Origin of the sequence: Komagataeibacter oboediens, assembly GCF_003207815.1 — a bacterium.
Classification (GTDB): domain Bacteria; phylum Pseudomonadota; class Alphaproteobacteria; order Acetobacterales; family Acetobacteraceae; genus Komagataeibacter; species Komagataeibacter oboediens.
On sequence record NZ_NKTX01000022.1, the window covers coordinates 13608 to 33533 of the forward strand.

At 60.7% G+C, this 19926-nt stretch carries 16 protein-coding genes; 9 read left to right on the forward strand and 7 right to left on the reverse strand.

Annotated elements, in window-relative coordinates:
* The first annotated feature begins 227 nt into the window (after nt 1–227).
* On the forward strand, nt 228–1157 hold the full coding sequence (locus tag CFR80_RS10245; protein ID WP_220032740.1) for a MurR/RpiR family transcriptional regulator: 930 nt from the start codon (nt 228–230) through the stop codon (nt 1155–1157).
* 98 nt (nt 1158–1255) lie between these two features.
* Here CFR80_RS10245 and CFR80_RS10250 read toward each other — a convergent pair whose 3' ends face one another.
* Genes CFR80_RS10250 through iolD form a run of 3 tightly spaced genes read right to left on the reverse strand, consistent with a single transcriptional unit; the run spans nt 1256 to nt 4850 of the window.
* A complete protein-coding gene (locus CFR80_RS10250; protein WP_010513287.1) occupies nt 1256–2077 on the reverse strand; it encodes an SDR family oxidoreductase in 822 nt (273 codons plus the stop codon).
* Nucleotides 2074–2973: a myo-inosose-2 dehydratase gene (iolE, locus tag CFR80_RS10255; protein WP_029329267.1), complete on the reverse strand. Its 900-nt coding sequence runs from the start codon at nt 2971–2973 to the stop codon at nt 2074–2076. Before iolE ends, CFR80_RS10250 begins: the two co-directional genes overlap by 4 nt.
* 5 nt (nt 2974–2978) lie before the next feature.
* On the reverse strand, nt 2979–4850 hold the full coding sequence (gene iolD, locus CFR80_RS10260) for a 3D-(3,5/4)-trihydroxycyclohexane-1,2-dione acylhydrolase (decyclizing) (protein ID WP_010513285.1): 1872 nt from the start codon (nt 4848–4850) through the stop codon (nt 2979–2981).
* Nucleotides 4851–5329: 479 nt separating this feature from the next.
* On the opposite strand from iolD, the gene CFR80_RS10265 reads away from it, so the two are divergent.
* From CFR80_RS10265 to CFR80_RS10305, 8 genes are all read left to right on the forward strand, one after another.
* Entirely contained in the window at nt 5330–6766 is a 1437-nt protein-coding gene (locus tag CFR80_RS10265; protein ID WP_010513284.1) for an NAD-dependent succinate-semialdehyde dehydrogenase, read from the forward strand.
* Nucleotide 6767: 1 nt separating this feature from the next.
* Nucleotides 6768–7580, forward strand: a complete 813-nt coding sequence (locus CFR80_RS10270; RefSeq protein WP_110507301.1) for an HpcH/HpaI aldolase family protein — start codon at nt 6768–6770, stop codon at nt 7578–7580.
* Entirely contained in the window at nt 7580–8542 is a 963-nt protein-coding gene (locus CFR80_RS10275) for a hydroxyacid dehydrogenase (protein ID WP_010513282.1), read from the forward strand. The genes CFR80_RS10270 and CFR80_RS10275 overlap by 1 nt, the downstream gene beginning before the upstream one ends.
* Nucleotides 8539–9717, forward strand: a complete 1179-nt coding sequence (locus CFR80_RS10280; protein ID WP_010513281.1) for a Gfo/Idh/MocA family protein — start codon at nt 8539–8541, stop codon at nt 9715–9717. The genes CFR80_RS10275 and CFR80_RS10280 overlap by 4 nt, the downstream gene beginning before the upstream one ends.
* 36 nt (nt 9718–9753) lie before the next feature.
* A complete protein-coding gene (locus CFR80_RS10285; RefSeq protein ID WP_010513280.1) occupies nt 9754–10878 on the forward strand; it encodes a Gfo/Idh/MocA family protein in 1125 nt (374 codons plus the stop codon).
* 40 nt (nt 10879–10918) lie between these two features.
* Nucleotides 10919–11440, forward strand: a complete 522-nt coding sequence (locus CFR80_RS10290) for a VOC family protein (RefSeq protein WP_010513279.1) — start codon at nt 10919–10921, stop codon at nt 11438–11440.
* Between the two features lie 454 nt (nt 11441–11894).
* On the forward strand, nt 11895–13382 hold the full coding sequence (locus CFR80_RS10300) for a sugar porter family MFS transporter (RefSeq protein WP_010513277.1): 1488 nt from the start codon (nt 11895–11897) through the stop codon (nt 13380–13382).
* A 116-nt stretch (nt 13383–13498) separates the two neighbouring features.
* Nucleotides 13499–13909 carry a tautomerase family protein gene (locus CFR80_RS10305; protein WP_010513276.1) on the forward strand — a complete coding sequence of 137 codons (411 nt, stop codon included), beginning with the start codon at nt 13499–13501 and terminating at the stop codon, nt 13907–13909.
* A 976-nt stretch (nt 13910–14885) separates the two neighbouring features.
* Here CFR80_RS10305 and iolG read toward each other — a convergent pair.
* The 4 genes from iolG to CFR80_RS10330 all read right to left on the reverse strand — a co-directional run bounded on the left by iolG (nt 14886) and on the right by CFR80_RS10330 (nt 19873).
* Complete coding sequence (gene iolG, locus CFR80_RS10315; RefSeq protein ID WP_110507302.1) at nt 14886–15893, reverse strand: inositol 2-dehydrogenase; 1008 nt, start codon at nt 15891–15893, stop codon at nt 14886–14888.
* Between the two features lie 136 nt (nt 15894–16029).
* Nucleotides 16030–17295, reverse strand: a complete 1266-nt coding sequence (locus CFR80_RS10320) for a c-type cytochrome (RefSeq protein ID WP_232275555.1) — start codon at nt 17293–17295, stop codon at nt 16030–16032.
* A 2-nt stretch (nt 17296–17297) separates the two neighbouring features.
* A complete protein-coding gene (locus tag CFR80_RS10325; RefSeq protein WP_010513272.1) occupies nt 17298–19073 on the reverse strand; it encodes a GMC family oxidoreductase in 1776 nt (591 codons plus the stop codon).
* 74 nt (nt 19074–19147) lie between these two features.
* On the reverse strand, nt 19148–19873 hold the full coding sequence (locus CFR80_RS10330) for a gluconate 2-dehydrogenase subunit 3 family protein (RefSeq protein ID WP_010513271.1): 726 nt from the start codon (nt 19871–19873) through the stop codon (nt 19148–19150).
* Between the last annotated feature and the right edge of the window lie 53 nt (nt 19874–19926).

Sequence of the window (19926 nt, forward strand, 5' to 3'; positions counted from 1 at the left end):
CACTATCGGCCATCCGCGTTACGATGGAACCGGAACGATCGTGTGCCGTCAGGGCAGGGTGGGCATTCTGCCCGGTCGTGACGCGAACGGGCGGCGGGTGCGGAACGTGTCATCATGCCATGCCGCTCCTTCCGGACCGGAGAGTGGTACGATCATGGGGTGGCCTGCGCGCGGAACTGTCCCGTGCGGGTGGTCGAAACGTTGGGCCAGGGGAACCGCTCCGGGTCATGTCGTTCAGGATGGATGGTCAGGAAACGATGAAGGTATCGGAAAAGAAGCAGGCGGCGACCACACAGGTTCCCCCCGCCACGTATGAGGAACTGATCCGTGTTATCCATGACCGATATGCCCGGCTGAGCAATTCCTACCAGAAGATCGCCCTGTACATGACGCAGAACCCGAATGATGTGGCCGTTGATTCGGTCCATGTCGCCGCCGGGAAATGCGGCGTGCATGCGTCGGGCTGCGTCAGGTTTGCGCAGTCTTTCGGGTATCAGGGATACAGGGACCTGCAGACCATATTCCGTCATCGCCTGTCCACGGCGGCCCTTGGGTTCAGCGCACGTGTCAAGGCGCTGGAGGAGGAACTTGATACGCGTGAGGACCGGAGCGAGATGGGATTCATGCGCGACCTGATCGTGCGCGATATCTCATCATTGCAGGAACTGCTGGCCAATGTAACCGCACAACAGATCGCCCGGGCGGTTGACCTTATGGAACAGGCCGATACGATTTACCTGATCGGTCAGCTACGTTCCGCACCTGTGGTTGAACTGCTGCGCTATATGCTGACCATGCTTGGAAAACGCGCGGTGCTGCTTGATGCGGCGGGTGGCCTTGCCACCCATATGGCCCGGGTGATGCTGCCGACAGACATGCTGTTTGCGGTTTCATTCCGCTTTTATGCCAGTGAGGTCGTCAATATCGTGGAGGAAACCGTTACCCGGAACATTCCGGTGGTGGCGATCAGCGACAGTACCCTGTCCCCCCTGGCGCGCAACGCGGATGTGCTGTTTTCCGTACCGGAACATGAATATACGTTTTCGCGCTCCCTGGCTGCGCCCATGTGCCTGACACAGGCGCTGGTCGTGGCGCTGGCATCACGGTTGCAAAATGAATCCCGCAAGCCCCGGATTCCGGTCGCAACACAGAAGTGAGGGGCCGCCTGAAAATACGTCCCTGACGGGAACCACTTTGAAAAAAGCACCCTCACAAATGTCCCGATGACCTGCGGGAAATGTCATACGCTGCTTTGTCAGGCTGGCCAGCGCATCGGCCCGTCCGGCGTGGGCATGCTGCGGGCGGTCGCCCCCCAGACGGACTGATCGAAATTCACGATCGCGCCGGTCATGAGACCAGCATCATCCGAAACAAGGAAGTTCACGGCACGGGCCGCTTCCTCGGGTGCGACTAGTCGTCCGAACGGAAGCTTTGCCGCCGCCTTTTCCATCCAGTCGGGATCGTTCGTCTCGGCCATCTGGATTTCGCGTTCCTTATCCGATGCCATCCAGCCGATATTAAGCTGGTTGACACGGATCCGGTTGCCCATGACGGAAAAGGCCGTATTTGCGGTCAGCGTGGCCAGCGCGCCCTTGGACGCGCAGTAGGCACTGATGAACGGCTGTCCCGACAGGGCGGAAATGGAGCCGATATTACAGATTGCCCCTTCAATCCCGTCGCGGATCATATGCCTGATCGCTGCCTGCATCAGGAAATACGGCCCGCGCACGTTGGTCGCGAAAATGCGGTCAAACAGGTCGGGGTCGGTATCCAGTATGGTGCCCCGCTGCGTCAGTGCCCCGGCGTTCACCAGCACATGCACATGGCCAAAGTGGTCATGTGTCCGGGCGATTACCGTCCGGCAGTCCGCGACCGATTCAAGATCGGCGCGGATGAAGATGACGGGCACGCCGCAACTGTCCGAAATCTCGCGCGCGACTGCCGTGCCGCGTGCCTCGCTCCGTCCCGTAATGGCAATGCCCGCGGCACCCGCCGCGGCAAGGCGGCGCGCAATGGCCGCCCCAAGGCCCTGCGTGGCGCCCGTGACCACGCATACCCTGTCATCCATCCGGTTCATGACGCCACCCTGTATTCCGCCTGCGTCATAAGCTGCAGCAGGGCGGCATGTCCCTTGCGCGCCATGTCCAGCGGCGGGTTGAGGGCCGGGTCCTGCTCGGCCTCCACCACAAACCAGCCTTCATAGCCATAGGATGCAAGGCGTTCGATAATGGGCAGGAAATCGATCGACCCGTCCCCCGGCACGGTAAAGGCACCCTTTACGACCGCGTCAAGGAAGCTTTCGCTGCTGCGGTCAAGGCTGTCGATGACAGCGTTGCGCACATCCTTGGTGTGTACGTGGCTTATGCGGGCATGGTGTCTGTCGATTACCCGCAACAGGTTGCCCCCCGCAAAATACATGTGCCCGGTATCAAACAGCAGGTGCAGCGCCGGGCCCGAATGCTTCATCAGCAGGTCAAGCTCGGCCTCGGTCTCGATCGGGGCGGCCATATGGTGGTGATAGGCGAGGGGCATGCCTTCATCGGCACACCATTCGGCAAAGGCCGTCATCCTGCGGCCATAGATCCGTATGTCCTCTTCCGACAGGCGCGGCTTGGTCGCGAGTGGTGCGGAGCGGATTCCCTGGATCGACCGCGCGGTTTCGCCGTAGACAATGCACGGCGCGCGGGCGGCGATGAAAAAATCCATCTGGGCACGGATACGGTCCTTCTCCGCCTCCATGTCCCCATCCAGCAGCAGGCCCGAAAACCATCCCCCGCACACCGAAATGCCGTAGCGTTTCAGGATTGGCCCCAGTTCGTTCATGTCCATGGGAAAGCGGCGTCCGGTTTCCATGCCGGTAAAGCCCGCCTCACTGGCCTGACGCAGGCATTCCTCCAGGCTGACATCGTCTGACAGTTCCGCAAGGTCGTCATTCCACCATGCAATCGGCGCGATACCCAGTTTTGCCTTCATGGCCATTACACTCCCACACGCTGTTTCGCGCGGATTTCTTCCTGTTGTTTTCTTGCCGCCTGTACCGATGCGCGGGTCGAGACCTCCGGCACCCCCACATCCCAGTCCGCATCGCCCGGCGTCCAGGCATGGGCGTCCGTGGTGATGGCAAGGATGGTGGTCCGGTCCGTGGTTTTTGCCCATTCGAGGGCCGCGGCCAGTTCGGCCATGCTGTCGCACCTGCGGCCCAGCGCGCCCATGGATTCGGCATGTTTGACAAAATCGACATGCAGCGGCCGGTCGGGATGCTGCACGTGGCAGTCAACCAGCAGGTTGTTGAAACCGGGCACGCCCTTGGCCTGCTGCAGGCGGTTGATAACCGCGAAGCCACCGTTGTCACAGACCACGACAATCATCTTGTGGCCCGTCAGCACGGTGGAATAGATGTCGGAGTTCATCATCATGTAGGTGCCGTCACCAATCATGACGATGGGCGTGCCGCCTGTCCCGCCCGGTCCCTCGCTGGCCATGGCGTGGCCCCAGCCCGCCGCGATTTCGTACCCCATGCATGAAAAGCCGAATTCAAGGTCAAAGGTATTGGGGGCCTTGACCCGCCAGCCCTTGCACACTTCGCCCGGCAGGCCGCCTGCGGCGGTAATGATGGTGTCGCATTCCCCTGCCGCGTCATTGACCGCATGCACGACCTGCGCATAGGTCGGAACGGGCGCATTCGTGGGGGCCTGCAGTTTTGTCAGCAGGTTGTCCCATTCACCAAACAGGTGCCTGGCGCGCTGCATCTGTCGCGGGTCCGCCGCCCAGTCATCCAGCAGCGCGTCGAATTCGGTCATGGTTTCCAGCGCGTCGCCCACAACCGCCAGAGCACGGTGCTTGACCGCGTCAAACCGGGCGGTGTTGATGGAAATGAACCGTGCCGTCTGGCTGAACAGCGTCCATGACCCGGTGGTGAAATCCTGCAGCCGCGTGCCGATCGCCACGATCACATCGGCATCTCCCGCCAGAGCGTTGGCCGAGGTGGAGCCGATAATGCCGATCGGCCCCGCATGCGCTTCATGGTAATGTGTTACACTGCCCTTGCCCGCGATCGTTTCCACGATCGGGATGCCGCGTTTTAGCGCGAATGCGGCGACGGCCTCCTCTGCCTGTGAATACCGCACCCCGCCGCCTGCGATCAGCAGCGGCTTTCTGGCCGTTTTCAGCAGGTCCACCGCCTGCGCCAGCCTGCGGCGGTCCGGCCGCGGGCGGGGAATGACCCACAGTTTTTCTTCAAAGAAGGTAACGGGATAATCAAAGGCGATTTCCTGCACATCCTGTGGCAGGGATACAAAGGCCGGCCCGCAATCGCCCGGATCAAGCATTGTTGCCGCAGCCTGTGGCAGGGATGACAGGATCTGTGCCGGGTGCATGATCCGGTCCCAGTACCGGGTCACGGCGCGGAATGCATCATTGACCGTTATTGTGGGATTACTGAAATGTTCGACCTGCTGCAGGACGGGATCGGGCAGGCGCGTGGCGAAGGTATCGCCCGCCAGCAGCAGCAGCGGCAGGCGATTCGCATGCGCGGTGCCGGCGGCTGTCACCATATTCAGCGCGCCCGGCCCGATGGAGGACGCGGCAACCATGATCTGCCGCCGCCGCCGGGCTTTGGCAAAACCTGTTGCGGCCAGCGCCATGGACTGTTCATTCTGCCCGCGCCATGTGGGCAGCCTGTCCTGCACGGCCTCGAGTGCTTCGGACAGGCAACTGACGTTGCCATGGCCAAAAATGCCGAAGACACCGGGAAAAAGCGGAACGCGCTGACCTTCGATTTCCGTGAACTGATTAACCAGCCAGTGCACGATGGCCTGTGCGGTCGTGAGGCGGATTGTCGCCTGTGTCATTTTTGTTTCCTCCCTTGACGGGTTATGGCCACCATATCCAAATGCAATATATGTTGACAACCAAATAAACACGCAACATTAATTGCAAATACAAAAAAGGAAGAAAAGAACCTGCTGACCCATCCCGATGACCGGGGACGCCGTCATGTGGACGCAGGGGACAGATGGTGTGCCGGTGATGAACGCCGCAACGCTTGCACGGTTCATGACACCATCATGTCACGACCACGACTGTTCATCTGTGTTCAGGTGTCCCGGTGCCAGCAGTGGCGCGGTGGATGGCCAAACCGCCACCGAATGCGCGGAAAGGACGGTCCCGGTACCGGCACGGCCGACGGATATGTGCCGGATAACAGGGCCAGGACGGACTGGTGGGCAGCTTTACCTGCGGGATGCATGTCGGTCCGACTGCCGTCAACAGAAGGGGCGATCAGGTCAATCGCCATATGTCGTGTCACAAGAATAATGGGGACCCAATAATGTACACGAATTTCGGGTTGTTTATTGACGGCGCATGGCGTCAGGCATCGGAAGGAAAAACCGAGCCGGTCATAAGTCCCGTATCGGAAAGTCCGCTTGGCGACGTGCCCAGTGCGGGTGCCGCGGATACGCAGGCGGCCATTGATGCGGCGCATGGTGCGCTGGCGCGATGGTCGACCACGCCCGCCCATGACCGCGCCGAAGCCCTGCATGCGATTGCCAATGAAATGATCCGCCGCACGGAGGAAGCCGCCCGGATGATTTCCAGCGAGACAGGCAAGCCGCTGATGCAGGCACGTCGTGAATGGGGGCTGAGTATTGACCAGTTCCGCTGGTATGCCGAAGAAGCACGCCGTATCTACGGGCGCATTATCGAAAGCCGTGTCCCGTCTGGCCGTTTCGAAGTCAGCCATGAACCGGTTGGCGTCGTCGCGGCGTTTACGGCGTGGAATTTTCCCGCATCCCTGCTGGCGCGCAAGCTGGCGCCCGCGCTGGCGGCGGGCTGTCCGGTCATTGCCCGCCCGTCTTCGCAGACACCGGGCACCGCGATGGTCATGATTGCCTGCTGCCGCGCGGGCAACCTGCCGCCGGGCACTGTCAATTTGGTCGTAGGCTCCACGGATGCGACCTACAGGCCGATCATGGCATCCGGGATCGTGCGCAAGGTTTCGCTGACCGGGTCCACGCGTGTCGGTCAGCAGATGATCCGTGACGCGGCAGATACGATGAAAAAGGTGTCGATGGAACTGGGCGGGAATGCCCCGCTTATCGTTTATGATGATGCCGATCTGGATATGGCCCTGAATACGGCGGCACAGGCTAAATTCGCCAATACGGGCCAGGTCTGCGTGGCGCCTGACCGTTTCTTTATCCATGACCGCCTGCATGACGCGTTTGTGGAAGGGTTCGTGACCCGCGCGAAGGCGATCAGGCTGGGGAACGGGCTGGATGACGGCGTGGGCATGGGCCCGCTGATCAACGCGCACCGGCTGGCGGAAATGGAAACCATTGTTGCCGATGCCGTGGCCGGTGGCGCGAAAGTGATGACAGGCGGCCAGCGGCCACCGGGGTTCAATAGCGGCTATTTCTATGAACCGACGGTCCTGACCGATGTCACGGATGACATGCGTGTGATGGCGGATGAAAATTTCGGGCCGATTGCCGCCATTACCCGTTTTTCAAGTGATGATGAAGTCCTGACCCGTGCCAATGCATCGGACATGGGGCTTGCGGCGTATGCCTTTACCCGTTCGCCCGCGCGTGCGCGCCGCACGGTGGCCGAACTGCAGGCGGGTATGGTCGGTATCAATTCCACGGCCCTTGCTGCGGCGGAAGCACCGTTCGGGGGCACCCGTTTTTCCGGCATGGGCCGGGAAGGGGGCAGCGAGGGCATTCTTGATTATCTGGATGTAAAACTGGCACAGGTGGTATTCTGACATGATCCCCAATCGTCTCAAGCAGCTCTGGGCCGAGGGGAAACCCACGCTCAATGGCTGGTGTTCCATCGGTAACCCCTTCACCGCTGAAATCATGGCAGCCCAGGGGTATGATTCCGTCACGATAGATGTGCAGCATGGTGCGCTGGATTATTCCGGTGCGCTGCCCATGATGCAGGCCATGCGTGCATCGGGCGTCGTGCCCATGGCACGGGTCCCGTGGCTGGAGCCCGGCATCATTATGAAAATGCTCGACGCCGGCGCGTATGGCATTATCTGCCCCATGGTGAATACGGCGGCACAGGCGGCCGAATTCGTAAGCTATGTCCGCTATCCCCCCTATGGACAGCGCAGTTTTGGCCCGACGCGCGTTGCATTCGCAGCAGGCAGCAATTACGCCAGCCAGGCCAATGACGAACTCCTCGCCTTCGCCATGATCGAGACGCAGCAGGGCATGGACAATCTGGCTGAAATTGCCGCGACCCCGGGGCTTGATGGCATTTATGTCGGGCCTGCCGATCTGATGCTCAGCCTTGCAGGTGGACGTCTGTCCCCCGGTTTTGACCGGGAAGAGGCGGAGATGATCGACCGGCTGCACGAGATCATTGCCGCCTGTCAGGACAGTGGCATTCGTGCCGCCCTTCATTGTGGCACGCCGGAATATGCCGCGCGCGCCATTGGCTGGGGGTTCAACATGACCACCGTGTCGGGGGATTCCCGCCTGCTGGCCGCGGCTGCGGGTGCCAGTGTCGCGCAGTTCCGCAGGCTTGTCAGCCGCGACAGCGTGACGGTGATGCAGGGAGGGGCGTACTGATGCCCCACATACTGGTCGCGGGGCGCCTGCATTCTGCGGGTCTTGCGCTGCTCGACCATGCTCCCGGTGTGACCTATGACTATGTCGAGGAGATATCGGAGGACAGCTACGCCCCCCTTGTTTCCCGTGCCGATGCCCTGATCCTGCGCACCCAGCCGCTTTCGGCCGCAACGGTGGAAAAGGCGTCGCGGCTCAGGGTCGTGTCCCGGCATGGCGTGGGCTATGACGGCATTGACCTGCCCGCGCTGGACCGGCGCGGCATTACCCTGTGTGTCGTGGGGAATGTTAATGCGGTGTCCGTCGCCGAGCACGCAATGACCCTCATACTCGCCTGCGCCAAGCATCTGCTCCAGGCGGACCGGTCCGTGCGTCAGGGGCAGTGGGAGTGGCGCAACCGGCTTATGGCGGGCGAGGTAGGGGGCAGGCGGCTGCTGATATTGGGGTATGGCCGCACCGGGCGGCATCTTGCCACCATGGCTGCGGGCTTTGGCATGAAGATCCGCGCCTATGATCCCTACCTGTCCGCCAGGGGAAAATGGCCCGCAGGCCCGGTGGGCGAGGTGGCGGATCTGTACGACGGGCTGGAATGGGCCGATATCATCTCGGTCAACGTGCCGAAGGGCGACCAGCCGTTGATTGGCGCGGCCGAACTGCGCCACGTCAGGCCGGGTGCGATCATCGTCAATACCGCACGTGGCGGCGTGGTGGATGAGGCCGCGCTGGCCACGGCCATCGTGAACGGGCATGTCGCGGCGGCAGGGGTGGATGTATTCGACCCCGAACCACCTTCCGCCCACAATCCATTGATCGATCTGGATCGTGTCATCCTGACGCCCCATGTCGCCGGGCTGACCGCACAGGCGGCGGAGCGCATGGCGGTCGGCTGCGTGCAGAATGTTCTGGATTTCTTTGCGGGCACACTTGATCCCGCCCTTATCGTGAACAGGGAATTCGTCAAATGACCAGACGTAAGCTGCGTATCGGCCTGATTGGCAGCGGTTTCATGGGCCGGACCCATGCTTTTGGCTATTCAACCGCATCGAAGGTATTCGACCTGCCGTTCCAGCCGGAACTGGCGTGCTTGGCCGATATTTCGGAAGACGCGGCGGCACGGGCGGCCGGCGCGCTGGGGTTTGCCCGGTGGACGGATGACTGGCGCGCCCTTGTGGCCGATCCCGACATCGACGTGATCAACATCACCGCTCCCAACGCCCTGCACAAGGAAATGGCGCTTGCTGCCATAGCGGAGGGCAAGCACGTCTATTGTGAAAAACCCCTGGCCCCCCTTGCCGCGGATGCGCGTGAAATGGCCGAAGCGGCGGAGGCGCGGGGTGTGAAGACACAGGTCGGCTTCAATTACCTGTGCAACCCCATGTTCGCGCTGGCACGCGAGATGATCGCGGCGGGCGAACTGGGTGAAATCCGTGGGTACCGCGGCCTGCATGCGGAAGACTATATGGCGGATGCCGCATCCCCCTTCACCTTCCGCCTGGACCCGGTGGGGGGCGGCGCGCTGGCCGATATCGGCAGCCATGCGCTGGCCACCGCCGAATTCCTGATGGGACCGGCAGCAGGCGCGATTACGCAGGTCATGGGTGACTGTGTCACGGTAATCGGGTCACGGCCGGACGGGAAAGGGGGTACCCGCGCGGTGCAGGTGGACGATATCGGCCGCGCCTTCCTGCGTTTCGAGAACGGGGCGACAGGTTCGGTCGAAGGAAACTGGATCGCGACCGGGCGCACCATGCAGCATGATTTCGAGGTTTATGGCACGAAGGGCGCGCTGGCCTTCAGTCAGCAGCGGTTCAATGAACTGCATTTCTTCTCGACCGCGGATGCGCGGGGCCGCAAGGGGTTCCGCCGTATCGAATCCGGCCCGGACCATGCGCCCTACGGGCTGTTCTGTGTGGCGCCGGGGCATCAGCTTGGGTTCAATGACCTTAAGGCGATAGAAGTCGCACGCTATCTGGATGCACTGGCCGGCAATCAGCCCGAACCGTTCAACTTCCGCGCGGGCCTGCGTATCCAGACGCTGGTGGAAGCCATTCATGACTCAAGCCGTGCCGCCGCATGGCGTGACGTACCGACGGACAGGATCGGACACCGTCACGAACACCGGCAGCACGAACAGGCATGACGGTCCCATATCCTGCCATTTTATGGAGGAAACACCATGACCCAGCCGACCCATGACCGGAAGATCCGCTACGCCGTGATCGGATGTGGGCAGATTTCCCTGCAATCCTTTATTCCCGGTCTCGAACGGGCTGCCAATTCCACCCTGGCGGCCCTTGTTACGGGCGATATGCACAAGGGGCAGGCCCTTGAAACCCGCTATGGCGTGCGGGTCTGGCATTATGATGACCTGCCGGATCTTCTGGCATCGGGCGAGGTTGATGCCGTGTATCTGGCAACGCCAAATGCGTTGCACCGGCGCTATGCCGTGCCCGTGCTGGAGGCGGGGCTGCACCTGCTTCTGGAAAAACCCATGGCCACAAGCGTGGAAGACTGCGAGGCGATCCTGCAGGCCCGGCGCAGGGGGGGCGGCAGGCTGATGATTGCCTACCGCCTGCATTGCGAACCGGGGACGGTGGAACTGGTTTCACGCTGCCGCAATGGGGATTTCGGCGCACCTGTCGGGTTCAGTTCGGTCTTTGGGCAGGACGTGCCGCAGTCGAATCATCGCGCCCATGGCGGGTACTGGTCGGGTCCCGTGCCGGATCTGGGCAATTATCCGATCAATGCGGTGCGCCACATGTTCGGGGCCGAACCGGTGGAGGTCACGGCCACAGGCACGCGCACGCCGGGCCGGACCTTCAATTTTGATGATACGGTGTCGGTCGTGCTGCGGTTTGCTGATGGCCGGATCGCGGATTTCATGGTCAGCTATGCCTGCGCACCGGTTGAGGGGCTGACCCTGTTTGGCAGCCGGGGCAGTGTCAGGGCCATGCCCTGCTATACCTTCGGCCCGTCCGTCGCCATTACCTACACCACGCTGATTGACGGCAAGGAAGACAGGCGCAGCCATGGCCCGGTCGAGCAGTTCGGGGGGGAAGCCTTCTATTTTTCGGAATGTATCCTCAATAACCGCGATCCCGAACCCGATGGCGAGGACGGGCTGCGTGATGTCCGTGTGCTGGTCGCGGTGGAAGCGGCCCTGCGCACCGGGAAACCGCAGTCCCTGCCGCCGCTTGCCGGGCGCGAGGGAATACGTGAGGATCAGGTCGTCATCCTGCCACCCCTGGCCGAAGCATGTGAAAGTGACCTGACCGGCGTGATGCCGCAGGCCGTTTCATGACCCGCGACCGCGCGGCTTCATCCATGCAGGGACGGACATCATGACATTCACGACCTGTCCCCGGCCCCTGAACCATATCGGGATCAGCGTGCCCGATATCGACCGTGCCATTGCGTGGTACGGCGAGGTTCTGGGCTACCGGCTGTTCAGCGGCCCGTTCGACCTGGTCGCCAGCCCGCCCGCACTGGCGCAGTTTCAGGACGCGTTGGGGGAGCGGTGCCAGCATGTGCGCATCGCGCACCTTTCAACAGGTGGGGGCGTGGGAATTGAACTGTTCCAGCCCGTTCTGCCGGCTACCCAGCCCGGAACCACGGATATCCGTTTCGATCAGCCCGGTCCCTTTCACATATGCGTCACGGACCCGGATATAGAAGGGCTGATCGGCAGGATTGTTGCGACAGGGGGCACCCAGACGTCCCGCATATGGGACGATCGCCCCCCATCGGGCATATACCGGATGGTGTACTGCCGCGACCCGTTTGGCACCGTTATCGAAATCCATACGCATTCCTGTGAAATCGTTCAGGGATGGCGGAACGGAAAGCAGGAAGCGGGCCAGTAGAGCTGCCCTGCTGTATTCACAATGCCCATGTTCTTTCGAAAAGCATCAGTCTGGACGTTTCAGTATATGTTTCCTGTAAACATATACTGACCTGAGAACCATGAATGTACATGAGCGTTGAATGCATTATTCGATGCCTGTCCTATCCGGTTTTATTTCGTTTTCATTCTGGTTTTCTGTCCTGGGCGTTCGTGGCGCGGGATATGAGGCCATTCCTGTATCTGGTCCCGGCGCATGTCGTGGCCGTCGTATCCTGCGGGAGCGGCTGCACATACGGCACCGGGCAACGGATACAGGCCAAGACCGCAGGGACAGGCCTGCAGGCATGGTGACCGGGGCAGCCTGCCACCGCGCCATGCACCTTACGACTGGATTCATTTAAAGACGCGGACTGTCGTCCCGCGTCACTCTGCTGAAACAGAACAACAAGAACAAATGACTGCTGGAGTGGTAAATGATGAAAGAATCCATAAAAAACGCCATGTTTGTCCGGTCGGACCGGCATGACGTGGGCTACGTGCTGCGAATATGTGCGATCGCGGCATTGGGTGGTATTCTGTTCGGGTATGATACGGCGGTCATTTCGGGCGCTGTCGGGTCGCTGCAGGCCTATTTCCACCTTTCGCCGGCGGAAATAGGCTGGGCAGTTTCCAACGTGCTGCTGGGCTGTATCCTTGGGGCCGGGGTTTCGGGCTGGCTGGCGGACCGCTTTGGCCGTCGCCCGACACTGGCTGTGTCCGCCGTACTGTTTACCGCATCGGCCATCGGGGCGGCGCTGGCGACGGGTTTTACATCCTTCGTCGTGTATCGCTTCATTGGCGGGGTTGCAGTGGGGGTGGCGTCCTCGATTTCGCCCATGTACATGTCGGAGGTCTCGCCAAAAGACATGCGCGGGCGGGCGCTGTACATGGAATCCTTCGCCATTGTGGGCGGGCAGCTGACTGTCTTCATCGTCAATTACCTGATTGCCCGCAGTGCGAGTGATGTGTGGCTCATGAACGTGGGCTGGCGGTGGATGCTGGGGTCGGAAGTCATACCGTGCATTGTTTTCTGCATCGCGATCTTCTTCATGCCGGAATCACCGCGCTGGCACGTGCTGCGTGGGCGCGATGCCGACGCGATGCGGACCCTGACCCGCATTTCCAATGAACATCATGCCCGCTCGGTCCTGACGGAAATCAAGGAATCACTGGAACATAAGATCGAGACATCCGACCTTGGCCGGGCCGTGGCCTCACGCGGGGCGCGGTGGATCATCTTTGTGGGGGCCACGGTCGCCATGCTGCAGCAGCTGACCGGCGTGAACAGCATGATGTACTACGCGCCGCTGGTGCTGGGTTCGGTCAGTGGCAGCGTGCAGAACGCCCTGTTCCAGACCATATGGATCGGGGTGGCGTCCGTATCGGGCGCGGTGCTGGGCAGCTGGGTGATTGACCATAAGGGCCGGCTGCCGCTGTTTCGTTTTGGCTCGATCGGCATGATTATCGGCCTGCTGGCTGCATCATGGGCGCTGTATACCCAGACGCACGGGTATTCCGCCCTGGTGGGCATGCTGGTTTACATGCTGCTGTTCGGCCTGTCGTGGGGGCCGCTGACATGGGTGCTGATTGCGGAAATCTTCCCTAACCGGATCCGCGGCGTGGGCATGAGCATTGCGGTGTCGGCCAACTGGGTGATGAACTTCATCGTCAGCCAGCTTTTCCCGATGATGGCGCAGAACCACAGGCTGGACGCGCTTTTTCATGGCGCGCTGCCGATGTGGCTTTTCGCGCTCTTTACACTGTTTTCATGGTGGTTCGTTGAACGGTATGTGCCGGAAACGAAAGGCATCGCGCTGGAAAAGATCGAAAGCGTCATGCTGGCCCCGAAGCGCCGCCGACGCGGGGCCGGCACGCCAACGGTCCCGACAGATGGCCTGACGGATATGGTCGGGCGGAAATGACCCTGTCGGGGAAAAGGGGGGCGCGCGGCGGGTCCCGCCGCGCGCCCATTTGTGGGAACAGGTTGTACAGGAAAGAAAACTGCGCCTGTTTCTTTTTGTTTACAGGGAGAAAACTGATGCCACTTTTACATTTCCACATGCTTGAAGGGCGCACGGATGAAGAAATCCGCACCCTTCTCGATGCGGCGCACGAAGCCATGCTGGAAGCATTCGCCGTGCCGCGTCGCGACCGTTACCAGCTTGTATCGGAATACAAGCCATCGCGCATGATTGTCGAGGATACGGGGCTTGATATCCCCCGGACGGACCGGGTCCTGGTCGTGCAGATGTTCAGCCGCCCCCGTGGGGCGGACAAGACAGCCGAGTTTTATCGCCTGCTGACCGAACGGCTGGAACGCGAATGCGGGATCGCACCGTCCGACGTCATGGTGTCGGTTGTCGAGAATGAAGACGCCCACTGGTCCTTCGGGAACGGGCGCGCGCAGTTTCTGACAGGCGAACTTGGCGGGGGTAGGCCGGTTCACTGACGCATACGTTGTCATTACCGTGGGGGCGTTATTATGCCCCCACGGAACAACGTCACGAACGTTTTTTACAGAAGATGGCACCCGTGAAACGGGTGCCATCTATTTTATCAGGCTGTGTTTGAAAACGGTTTCCGGCCTGCCATCCGGGCATGCCATATGCATGGTCTGCTGCTATTCATCAGCGCCCACGTCCTGCCTGCGGAATACACTAAACTGTATTTGCCGCATCCGGTCTGTAATGCGACAGCATGAATATACAAACCTGAGTATGAGCCAGATTACATATAATGGGTACAGGACAGGAATGGCGGAACATGTCACAATGCGCCTGGTGACAGCAGTGAACGGGCTTTTGGGTGGGTTGGCCAGCCATCAGTACAGTGCGGTTGACCCGGCCATGCCAATTGCCACATAGATCGGTATTCTGGCGCAGACAAAAGCAACGTGTTCAGGCCGTTTCATCCAGTCCATGCCTTTCTGTCCGGAACGTGACATGAAGTATTCAGACGGTTTTTCTGTAATTCTGTTCCCTATATTCGGACTGCGTGGTATTCGGTCAATCCTGAGGATGTTTTTTACTGGAGGTTTTTTCAAAGAACTTCAGAAATGCCGTGTTTCAGAAAAGACGATAATCGAACATTTCTACTTTTCCATCAATGAATTATTTCAATTTCGATGACATCGGGACCTGTGCTGCGGGTGAGCTGATTGCAATTATTATTTTCCGCCGCGGCATGTCGGACCGGCAACGCGACCAGATCGGACGCATATGTCGGAATACAAGAAAATCTTACGCAGAATAGCGGCAGTTATGACGCGTACGACCCGTGCAATCTCATCTGCGCGGCCTGACAGGATGATGGTATCCGTCAGCACCTTTACGGGCGATGTCACGTGACATCGCCCGATATGCAGGTAAATGCAGGCCATGTGCCCGGCAGCCTGCGGGGGCACCGGGCGCATGGCCTGCGCGGCGTTACCCGATTTCGTCTGTGGTCACGATACGGCTTTCCTTCAGCGATTTCAGGGCTGCTTCGGCAAGGAGCAGCGCCTGCCGTCCGTCATGATAGCTGACGGCAACCGGGCTGCCGTTTTCAACGGCATCGACAAAGGCGTCGATTTCCGCATCGAACGCCTCACGGTAGCGTTCGATGAAAAAGTTCAGCAGCGGGGCGGCATGTTCGGTAAACGTGCTGCCCGACAGCACCATGTGGTGCGGACGACGGTTTTCCGAAACCGCCATACCCAGGCTGCCAAAGGCTTCGACCCGCTGGTCGTAGCCATATGTCGCTTCACGCGAGTTGATGAGGATCGCCTGCCTGCCCGTATCCGTCGTCATCACCACCGTGATGGTGTCCTCATCCCCCAGCGCGTCCATAAGGGCAGGGGCCACCAGGCGCGATCCCACGGCGAATACCCGGGTCGGCTCCTCGCCCAGAATGTAGCGGGCCATGTCAAAATCATGGATCGTCATGTCCCGCAGGATCCCGCCGGATTTTTCCAGATAGGCTTCCGGCGGCAGGCCCGGATCGCGCGATGTGATGACAAGCTGGTGCAGATCCCCGATCGTCCCGTCATGAACCGCCTCGAACACCGCCCGGTGTCCGGGGTCGAAGCGCCGCACGAACCCGATCTGGACCGGCAGGGTCGTGTTGGCAATGGTCGCGGCACAACGGTCCACCCGTGCAAGGCTGAGGTCGATCGGTTTTTCGCATAGTACAGGCCTGCCCGCCGCGATTGCCTGTTCTAGCAGGTCGGCATGGGTATCGGTCGCGGTTGCGATCAGCACCGCGTCCACATCGGGCGCGGCAAGCACCTCGGCCGCGGATGTCATGACCGGGGCACCCGTCGCCCTGGATAGGGCCTGCGCCGCAGCAACGTTGATGTCATATACCGCCGCGACGCGCGCGCGTGGATGGGCGGCAATATTGGCAGCATGCATGGCGCCAATACGCCCACAGCCCAGAACGCCAATTCCAAGCATGATTAAGGTCTCCCTGACCTGTATGATCTGTGGTGAGGTGATCCCGGCGTCGGCCGTCCTTCAGCATGGGCCAGTGACAGCCGGCGCGTATTTTTTCCCCTTTCCTGCCCGGTGCGGGCAGGAAAGGGGACAGAGGTCAGTGCCAGACGGGCTGTTCTGCGCCGATGGCCTTGCGCGCCCTGGCGACATCGGCAGGCTGGACCGCCGGGGCAGCGTTGCCCATGCTGTTGCGGATATAGGTCAGGATAGCCGCGATCTGGTCATCATGCAGTTTCCAGCCAAAGGCCGGCATTGCCGCGCCGGTGGGGTTCGCGGCCGTCATGGGGCCATTGGTGCCACGCAGCACGATGTTCAGCAGGCTGTCCGGATCGGGCGCGTTGACCGCCGGATTGTCCTGCAATGTCGGGATCATGTTGCGGATTCCCGCGCCGCTGCTGACATGGCAGGCGCTGCACTGCACGATGAATTCCCGTGCGCCTGTCACCATCTGCGCGTTGGTGGCAGGCAGTGGCGCGGGTGCGGCCGCCGCCCGGGGCGGCAGGGATTTGAAATACGCCGCGATGGCCTGCAGGTCCACATCGCTCAGGTGTTGCGTGGAGTTCTCGATCGTTTCCGTCATGGGGCCGGATGCTGCAGTAAAGCGGTTTGTGCCGCTGCGCAGGTAGGTGACAAGGTCATCCGCGCTCCATCTGCCCAGGCCCGTATGGGGGTTGTTGCTCAGGTCCGGGGCATACCATCCCTGCAGGGATGTGCCCTGGTAGGTGGCACGGGTATCGCCGCCAAGAAAATTCTTGGTGGTGTGGCATGTGCCGCAATGTTCCAGCCCTTCAACCAGATATGCCCCCCGGTTGACCTGTGCGCTTTTGGACGGATCGGGCGCAAAGGGGGTGCGGTCAAGGAACAGCAGGTTCCACCCGATCATGAGGGCGCGGATATTATACGGAAATGGCAGTTTGTTGGTAACTGCCGCGTTGCGGACAGGCGGGATGGTACGGATGTATTCCCACAGGTCCGCAAGGTCGGTATCCGTGATTTTGGCATAGGCGGGATAGGGCATGGCGGGATAGAGGTACCCCTTCGGGCTTTTGCCATGCCGGACTGCGCTGTCGAACTGCTGCAGCGTCCATGATCCGATCCCCGTTTCCCTGTCCGAGGTAATGTTGCTTGTCGTGATGATGCCAAAGGGCGTTTTCAGGTCCAGCCCCCCCGCGAATGGCTTCCCGCCCGGCGTGGTATGGCAGGCAAGGCAGTCGCCCGCGATTGCAAGGTACCGCCCGCGTTCGATCCGCGCGCCCCGGTCATCCTGTGCCTTTGCGCCATGGGCCAGAAACGCCATGGCGGAAAAGACCATGCCGCCACGCATGCAGGTGCGTAGTGCAGTGCGAAACAGGTTCTTTGCCATGATCATAGCCTTACCAGCGGGCCGGGGTTCCTGATGTACTGATCGATGATCGCTTTCGCGGTCCATAGGGTCGTCGCCCCCACGACGACCGTCGGGTTGTATCCGGCATTGTTGGGGAAGGAAGATGCGCCAATGACAAACAGGTTGGGAATGTCCCAGTTCTGCTGGTAGCGGTTCTGCACGCTGGTCCGTGGGTCTTCGCCCATGGTCACGCCGCCCTGCACGTGCGATGAATCCCATGGTGTATAACCGGAATAGGGACGGTCGGCGAAGGAATCCCCGCCGACCTCGGTGGCACCCATTTCACGCGCGATTTCAACGCATCTGTCACGGATGAACCTGCCGGAACGCCGGTCATTCTCGTTATAATCGAAGGTGATGCGCAGCAGGGGACGGCCGTAACGGTCCTTGTATGTCGGATCAAGGTCAAGGAACTGTTCGCGATGCGCGAAGCTTGTGCCCTGTCCCTGTATCTGGGCGTAATTCTGGTATCCACGCTGAAACGCCTGTTTCCAGCCCTTGCCCCATTGCGGACTACCCTTGGGCAGCAGTCCGGCCATGCCGATCGGCAGGCCCTGGTTGCTGAGCGACTGGATACCCGCCCCCCCGATAAAGCCCAGACCCGTATGGTCGAAGTTGTCGCCATTGAAATCATCGATCTGCGTAGCCAGCGCACCAGTATTCATGAAGGGGTTCATGTATTCGTTTTCAAAGAACATGAACGCCCATGACAGGGTCTGGAATGTAAACGCCCGGCCAACCACGCCCTGTCCCGATGCGACATCATAGGGCGTGCTGATGCCCGACAGCAGCATGAGACGCGTATTGTCCAGCGTAAAGGTCGCGGTTATGACAATATCGGCAGGCTGTTCACCAGTATTGCCGTCGGAGTCAATGAACGTCACGCCAGTGGCCATTTTTTTGTCCGGCGTGGTGTTGATGCGCAGGACCTCGCACTCGGTGACCAGCGTGAAATTCGTGCGCTGCATCAGGACCGGCAGGATACAGATGTTCGGGCTGGATTTGGACCAGTTGCCACATCCGTATAGCTGGCAGTACCCGCAATAGGTGCATGGGGCCAGATTCAGGCCCAGCGCATTGGTATAGGGCGCGCCGATCATGGCTGATGGCACGGGGAAGGGGTTGTAGCCCAGCCGGGTCGCGGCCTGGGTAAACAGCACGTTGGCGCGGGAGCGTTCCAGCGCGGGCGTGGGAAACGGGCCGCTGCGCGATCCCTCGAACGGGTTGCCGCCGGGCTGGCGCTGTCCGTTTATGACGCCTGCCGTGCCGGACGTGCCTGCGATCTTCTCGAACCTGTCATAAAAGGGTTCAAGATCGTCATACGTCACGCCCCAGTCCTGCAGGATCAGCCCGTCCACCAGCTGTCCCGCGCCATAGCGCTGCATAACATGGGTATGGGGCTGATGGTCGAATGGCAGCCACCGCCAGCTTGCACCCGCCCAGTGCGTACCCGCGCCGCCAACATTGTTGCCCAGTGTCAGGTTATGGTATTTGCGCAAGGGCAGGGCGGTCTGTCCGACTTTGTTGCGCACGGTATAGGTTTCCGTCACCGGCGCCTGAAGGATCTCCTTGCGTACGGACCCGCTAAGTTCATCAGGGTCACGTGTGGTTGGGAAGCTGGTGGAGGTCTCGCGCCATGCGCCCCGTTCGATCGCGACGACATTCAGCCCCGCGCGGGTCAGTTCCTCCGCCATTGTGGAACCGGACCAGCCCAGCCCGATAATGACCACGTCGGCCTTTGGCCTTTTGTAATTCATTCAGCTGCACCTTGTTTTTATTATAATTGTGCGCAGGACACCCTGATCGTACCGCCCTGCCGGGTGCGTCGGAATCAGGCGCGGCCCAGCAGGCTGACGGGATGGACATCAATCTTTTTGCCCCGTTTTGATACGATCCAGTCCCGGTAGTCGTAAATCGCGCCGGGAAACCCGACCAGTTTCCAGCCCACCATGTCGCGGTTGCCGCCATACATGGGATCGGCCAGATAGCCTTCACGGACATTTTGCAGCATCAGTACAAAAAACTGGTCGGATTTCAGGGTGTCGAAAGAAATGGTGCCGCCTTCGACACCCTTCAGGAAAGTAATCTTCTGTTCTTCGGACAGATCAAGAAACGATTTGTTGAATTCTGCATGTGCGGCATGTTCCAGTTCAGCCAGTCCCGTGCGATACATTTCCGCAGGCGTCATGATGCCCTGCGGCCCCTGCTGGGGCAGTCCTTCAACAACGGGGCCAAGCCTGTAATCCTTTGCCGCCGATCCGTACGGACCGGCCAGCTGGTGGTCCAGAAAGGTCACGCATCCTGCTTCGGTCGCGCCCATTCCCAGTTCATCCGCAGGGATCAGGATATCGAACACGGCGCCCACCAGGCGTGCTTCCTGCGGTGTCAGATAGACAAGGCGCGTGGGGTCGACCACAGACAGCGGTGGTGGCGGGGCGGCCTTCCACATGCCCGTGCCACCAACATATGTGCGCGAATAGGCCGGTTTATAGATGGAGGCCAGCGTGGTGGTCGCCAACAGCACCAGACCACCCTTCATGACATCACGCCGCTTCATGACTTTACTCCTGATATACGCCGGGTGAGGGATGCCGTGTTGGACGGATGCTT

Excerpts from the sequence above, each read along its gene's own strand:
- CFR80_RS10245 (WP_220032740.1), top strand. The coding sequence starts at position 228 with ATGTCGTTCAGGATGGATGGTCAGGAAACGATGAAGGTATCGGAAAAG.
- CFR80_RS10250 (WP_010513287.1), bottom strand. The coding sequence starts at position 2,077 with ATGAACCGGATGGATGACAGGGTATGCGTGGTCACGGGCGCCACGCAG.
- iolE (WP_029329267.1), bottom strand. The coding sequence starts at position 2,973 with ATGAAGGCAAAACTGGGTATCGCGCCGATTGCATGGTGGAATGACGAC.
- iolD (WP_010513285.1), bottom strand. The coding sequence starts at position 4,850 with ATGACACAGGCGACAATCCGCCTCACGACCGCACAGGCCATCGTGCAC.
- CFR80_RS10265 (WP_010513284.1), top strand. The coding sequence starts at position 5,330 with ATGTACACGAATTTCGGGTTGTTTATTGACGGCGCATGGCGTCAGGCA.
- CFR80_RS10270 (WP_110507301.1), top strand. The coding sequence starts at position 6,768 with ATGATCCCCAATCGTCTCAAGCAGCTCTGGGCCGAGGGGAAACCCACG.
- CFR80_RS10275 (WP_010513282.1), top strand. The coding sequence starts at position 7,580 with ATGCCCCACATACTGGTCGCGGGGCGCCTGCATTCTGCGGGTCTTGCG.
- CFR80_RS10280 (WP_010513281.1), top strand. The coding sequence starts at position 8,539 with ATGACCAGACGTAAGCTGCGTATCGGCCTGATTGGCAGCGGTTTCATG.
- CFR80_RS10285 (WP_010513280.1), top strand. The coding sequence starts at position 9,754 with ATGACCCAGCCGACCCATGACCGGAAGATCCGCTACGCCGTGATCGGA.
- CFR80_RS10290 (WP_010513279.1), top strand. The coding sequence starts at position 10,919 with ATGACATTCACGACCTGTCCCCGGCCCCTGAACCATATCGGGATCAGC.
- CFR80_RS10300 (WP_010513277.1), top strand. The coding sequence starts at position 11,895 with ATGATGAAAGAATCCATAAAAAACGCCATGTTTGTCCGGTCGGACCGG.
- CFR80_RS10305 (WP_010513276.1), top strand. The coding sequence starts at position 13,499 with ATGCCACTTTTACATTTCCACATGCTTGAAGGGCGCACGGATGAAGAA.
- iolG (WP_110507302.1), bottom strand. The coding sequence starts at position 15,893 with ATGCTTGGAATTGGCGTTCTGGGCTGTGGGCGTATTGGCGCCATGCAT.
- CFR80_RS10320 (WP_232275555.1), bottom strand. The coding sequence starts at position 17,295 with ATGGCAAAGAACCTGTTTCGCACTGCACTACGCACCTGCATGCGTGGC.
- CFR80_RS10325 (WP_010513272.1), bottom strand. The coding sequence starts at position 19,073 with ATGAATTACAAAAGGCCAAAGGCCGACGTGGTCATTATCGGGCTGGGC.
- CFR80_RS10330 (WP_010513271.1), bottom strand. The coding sequence starts at position 19,873 with ATGAAGCGGCGTGATGTCATGAAGGGTGGTCTGGTGCTGTTGGCGACC.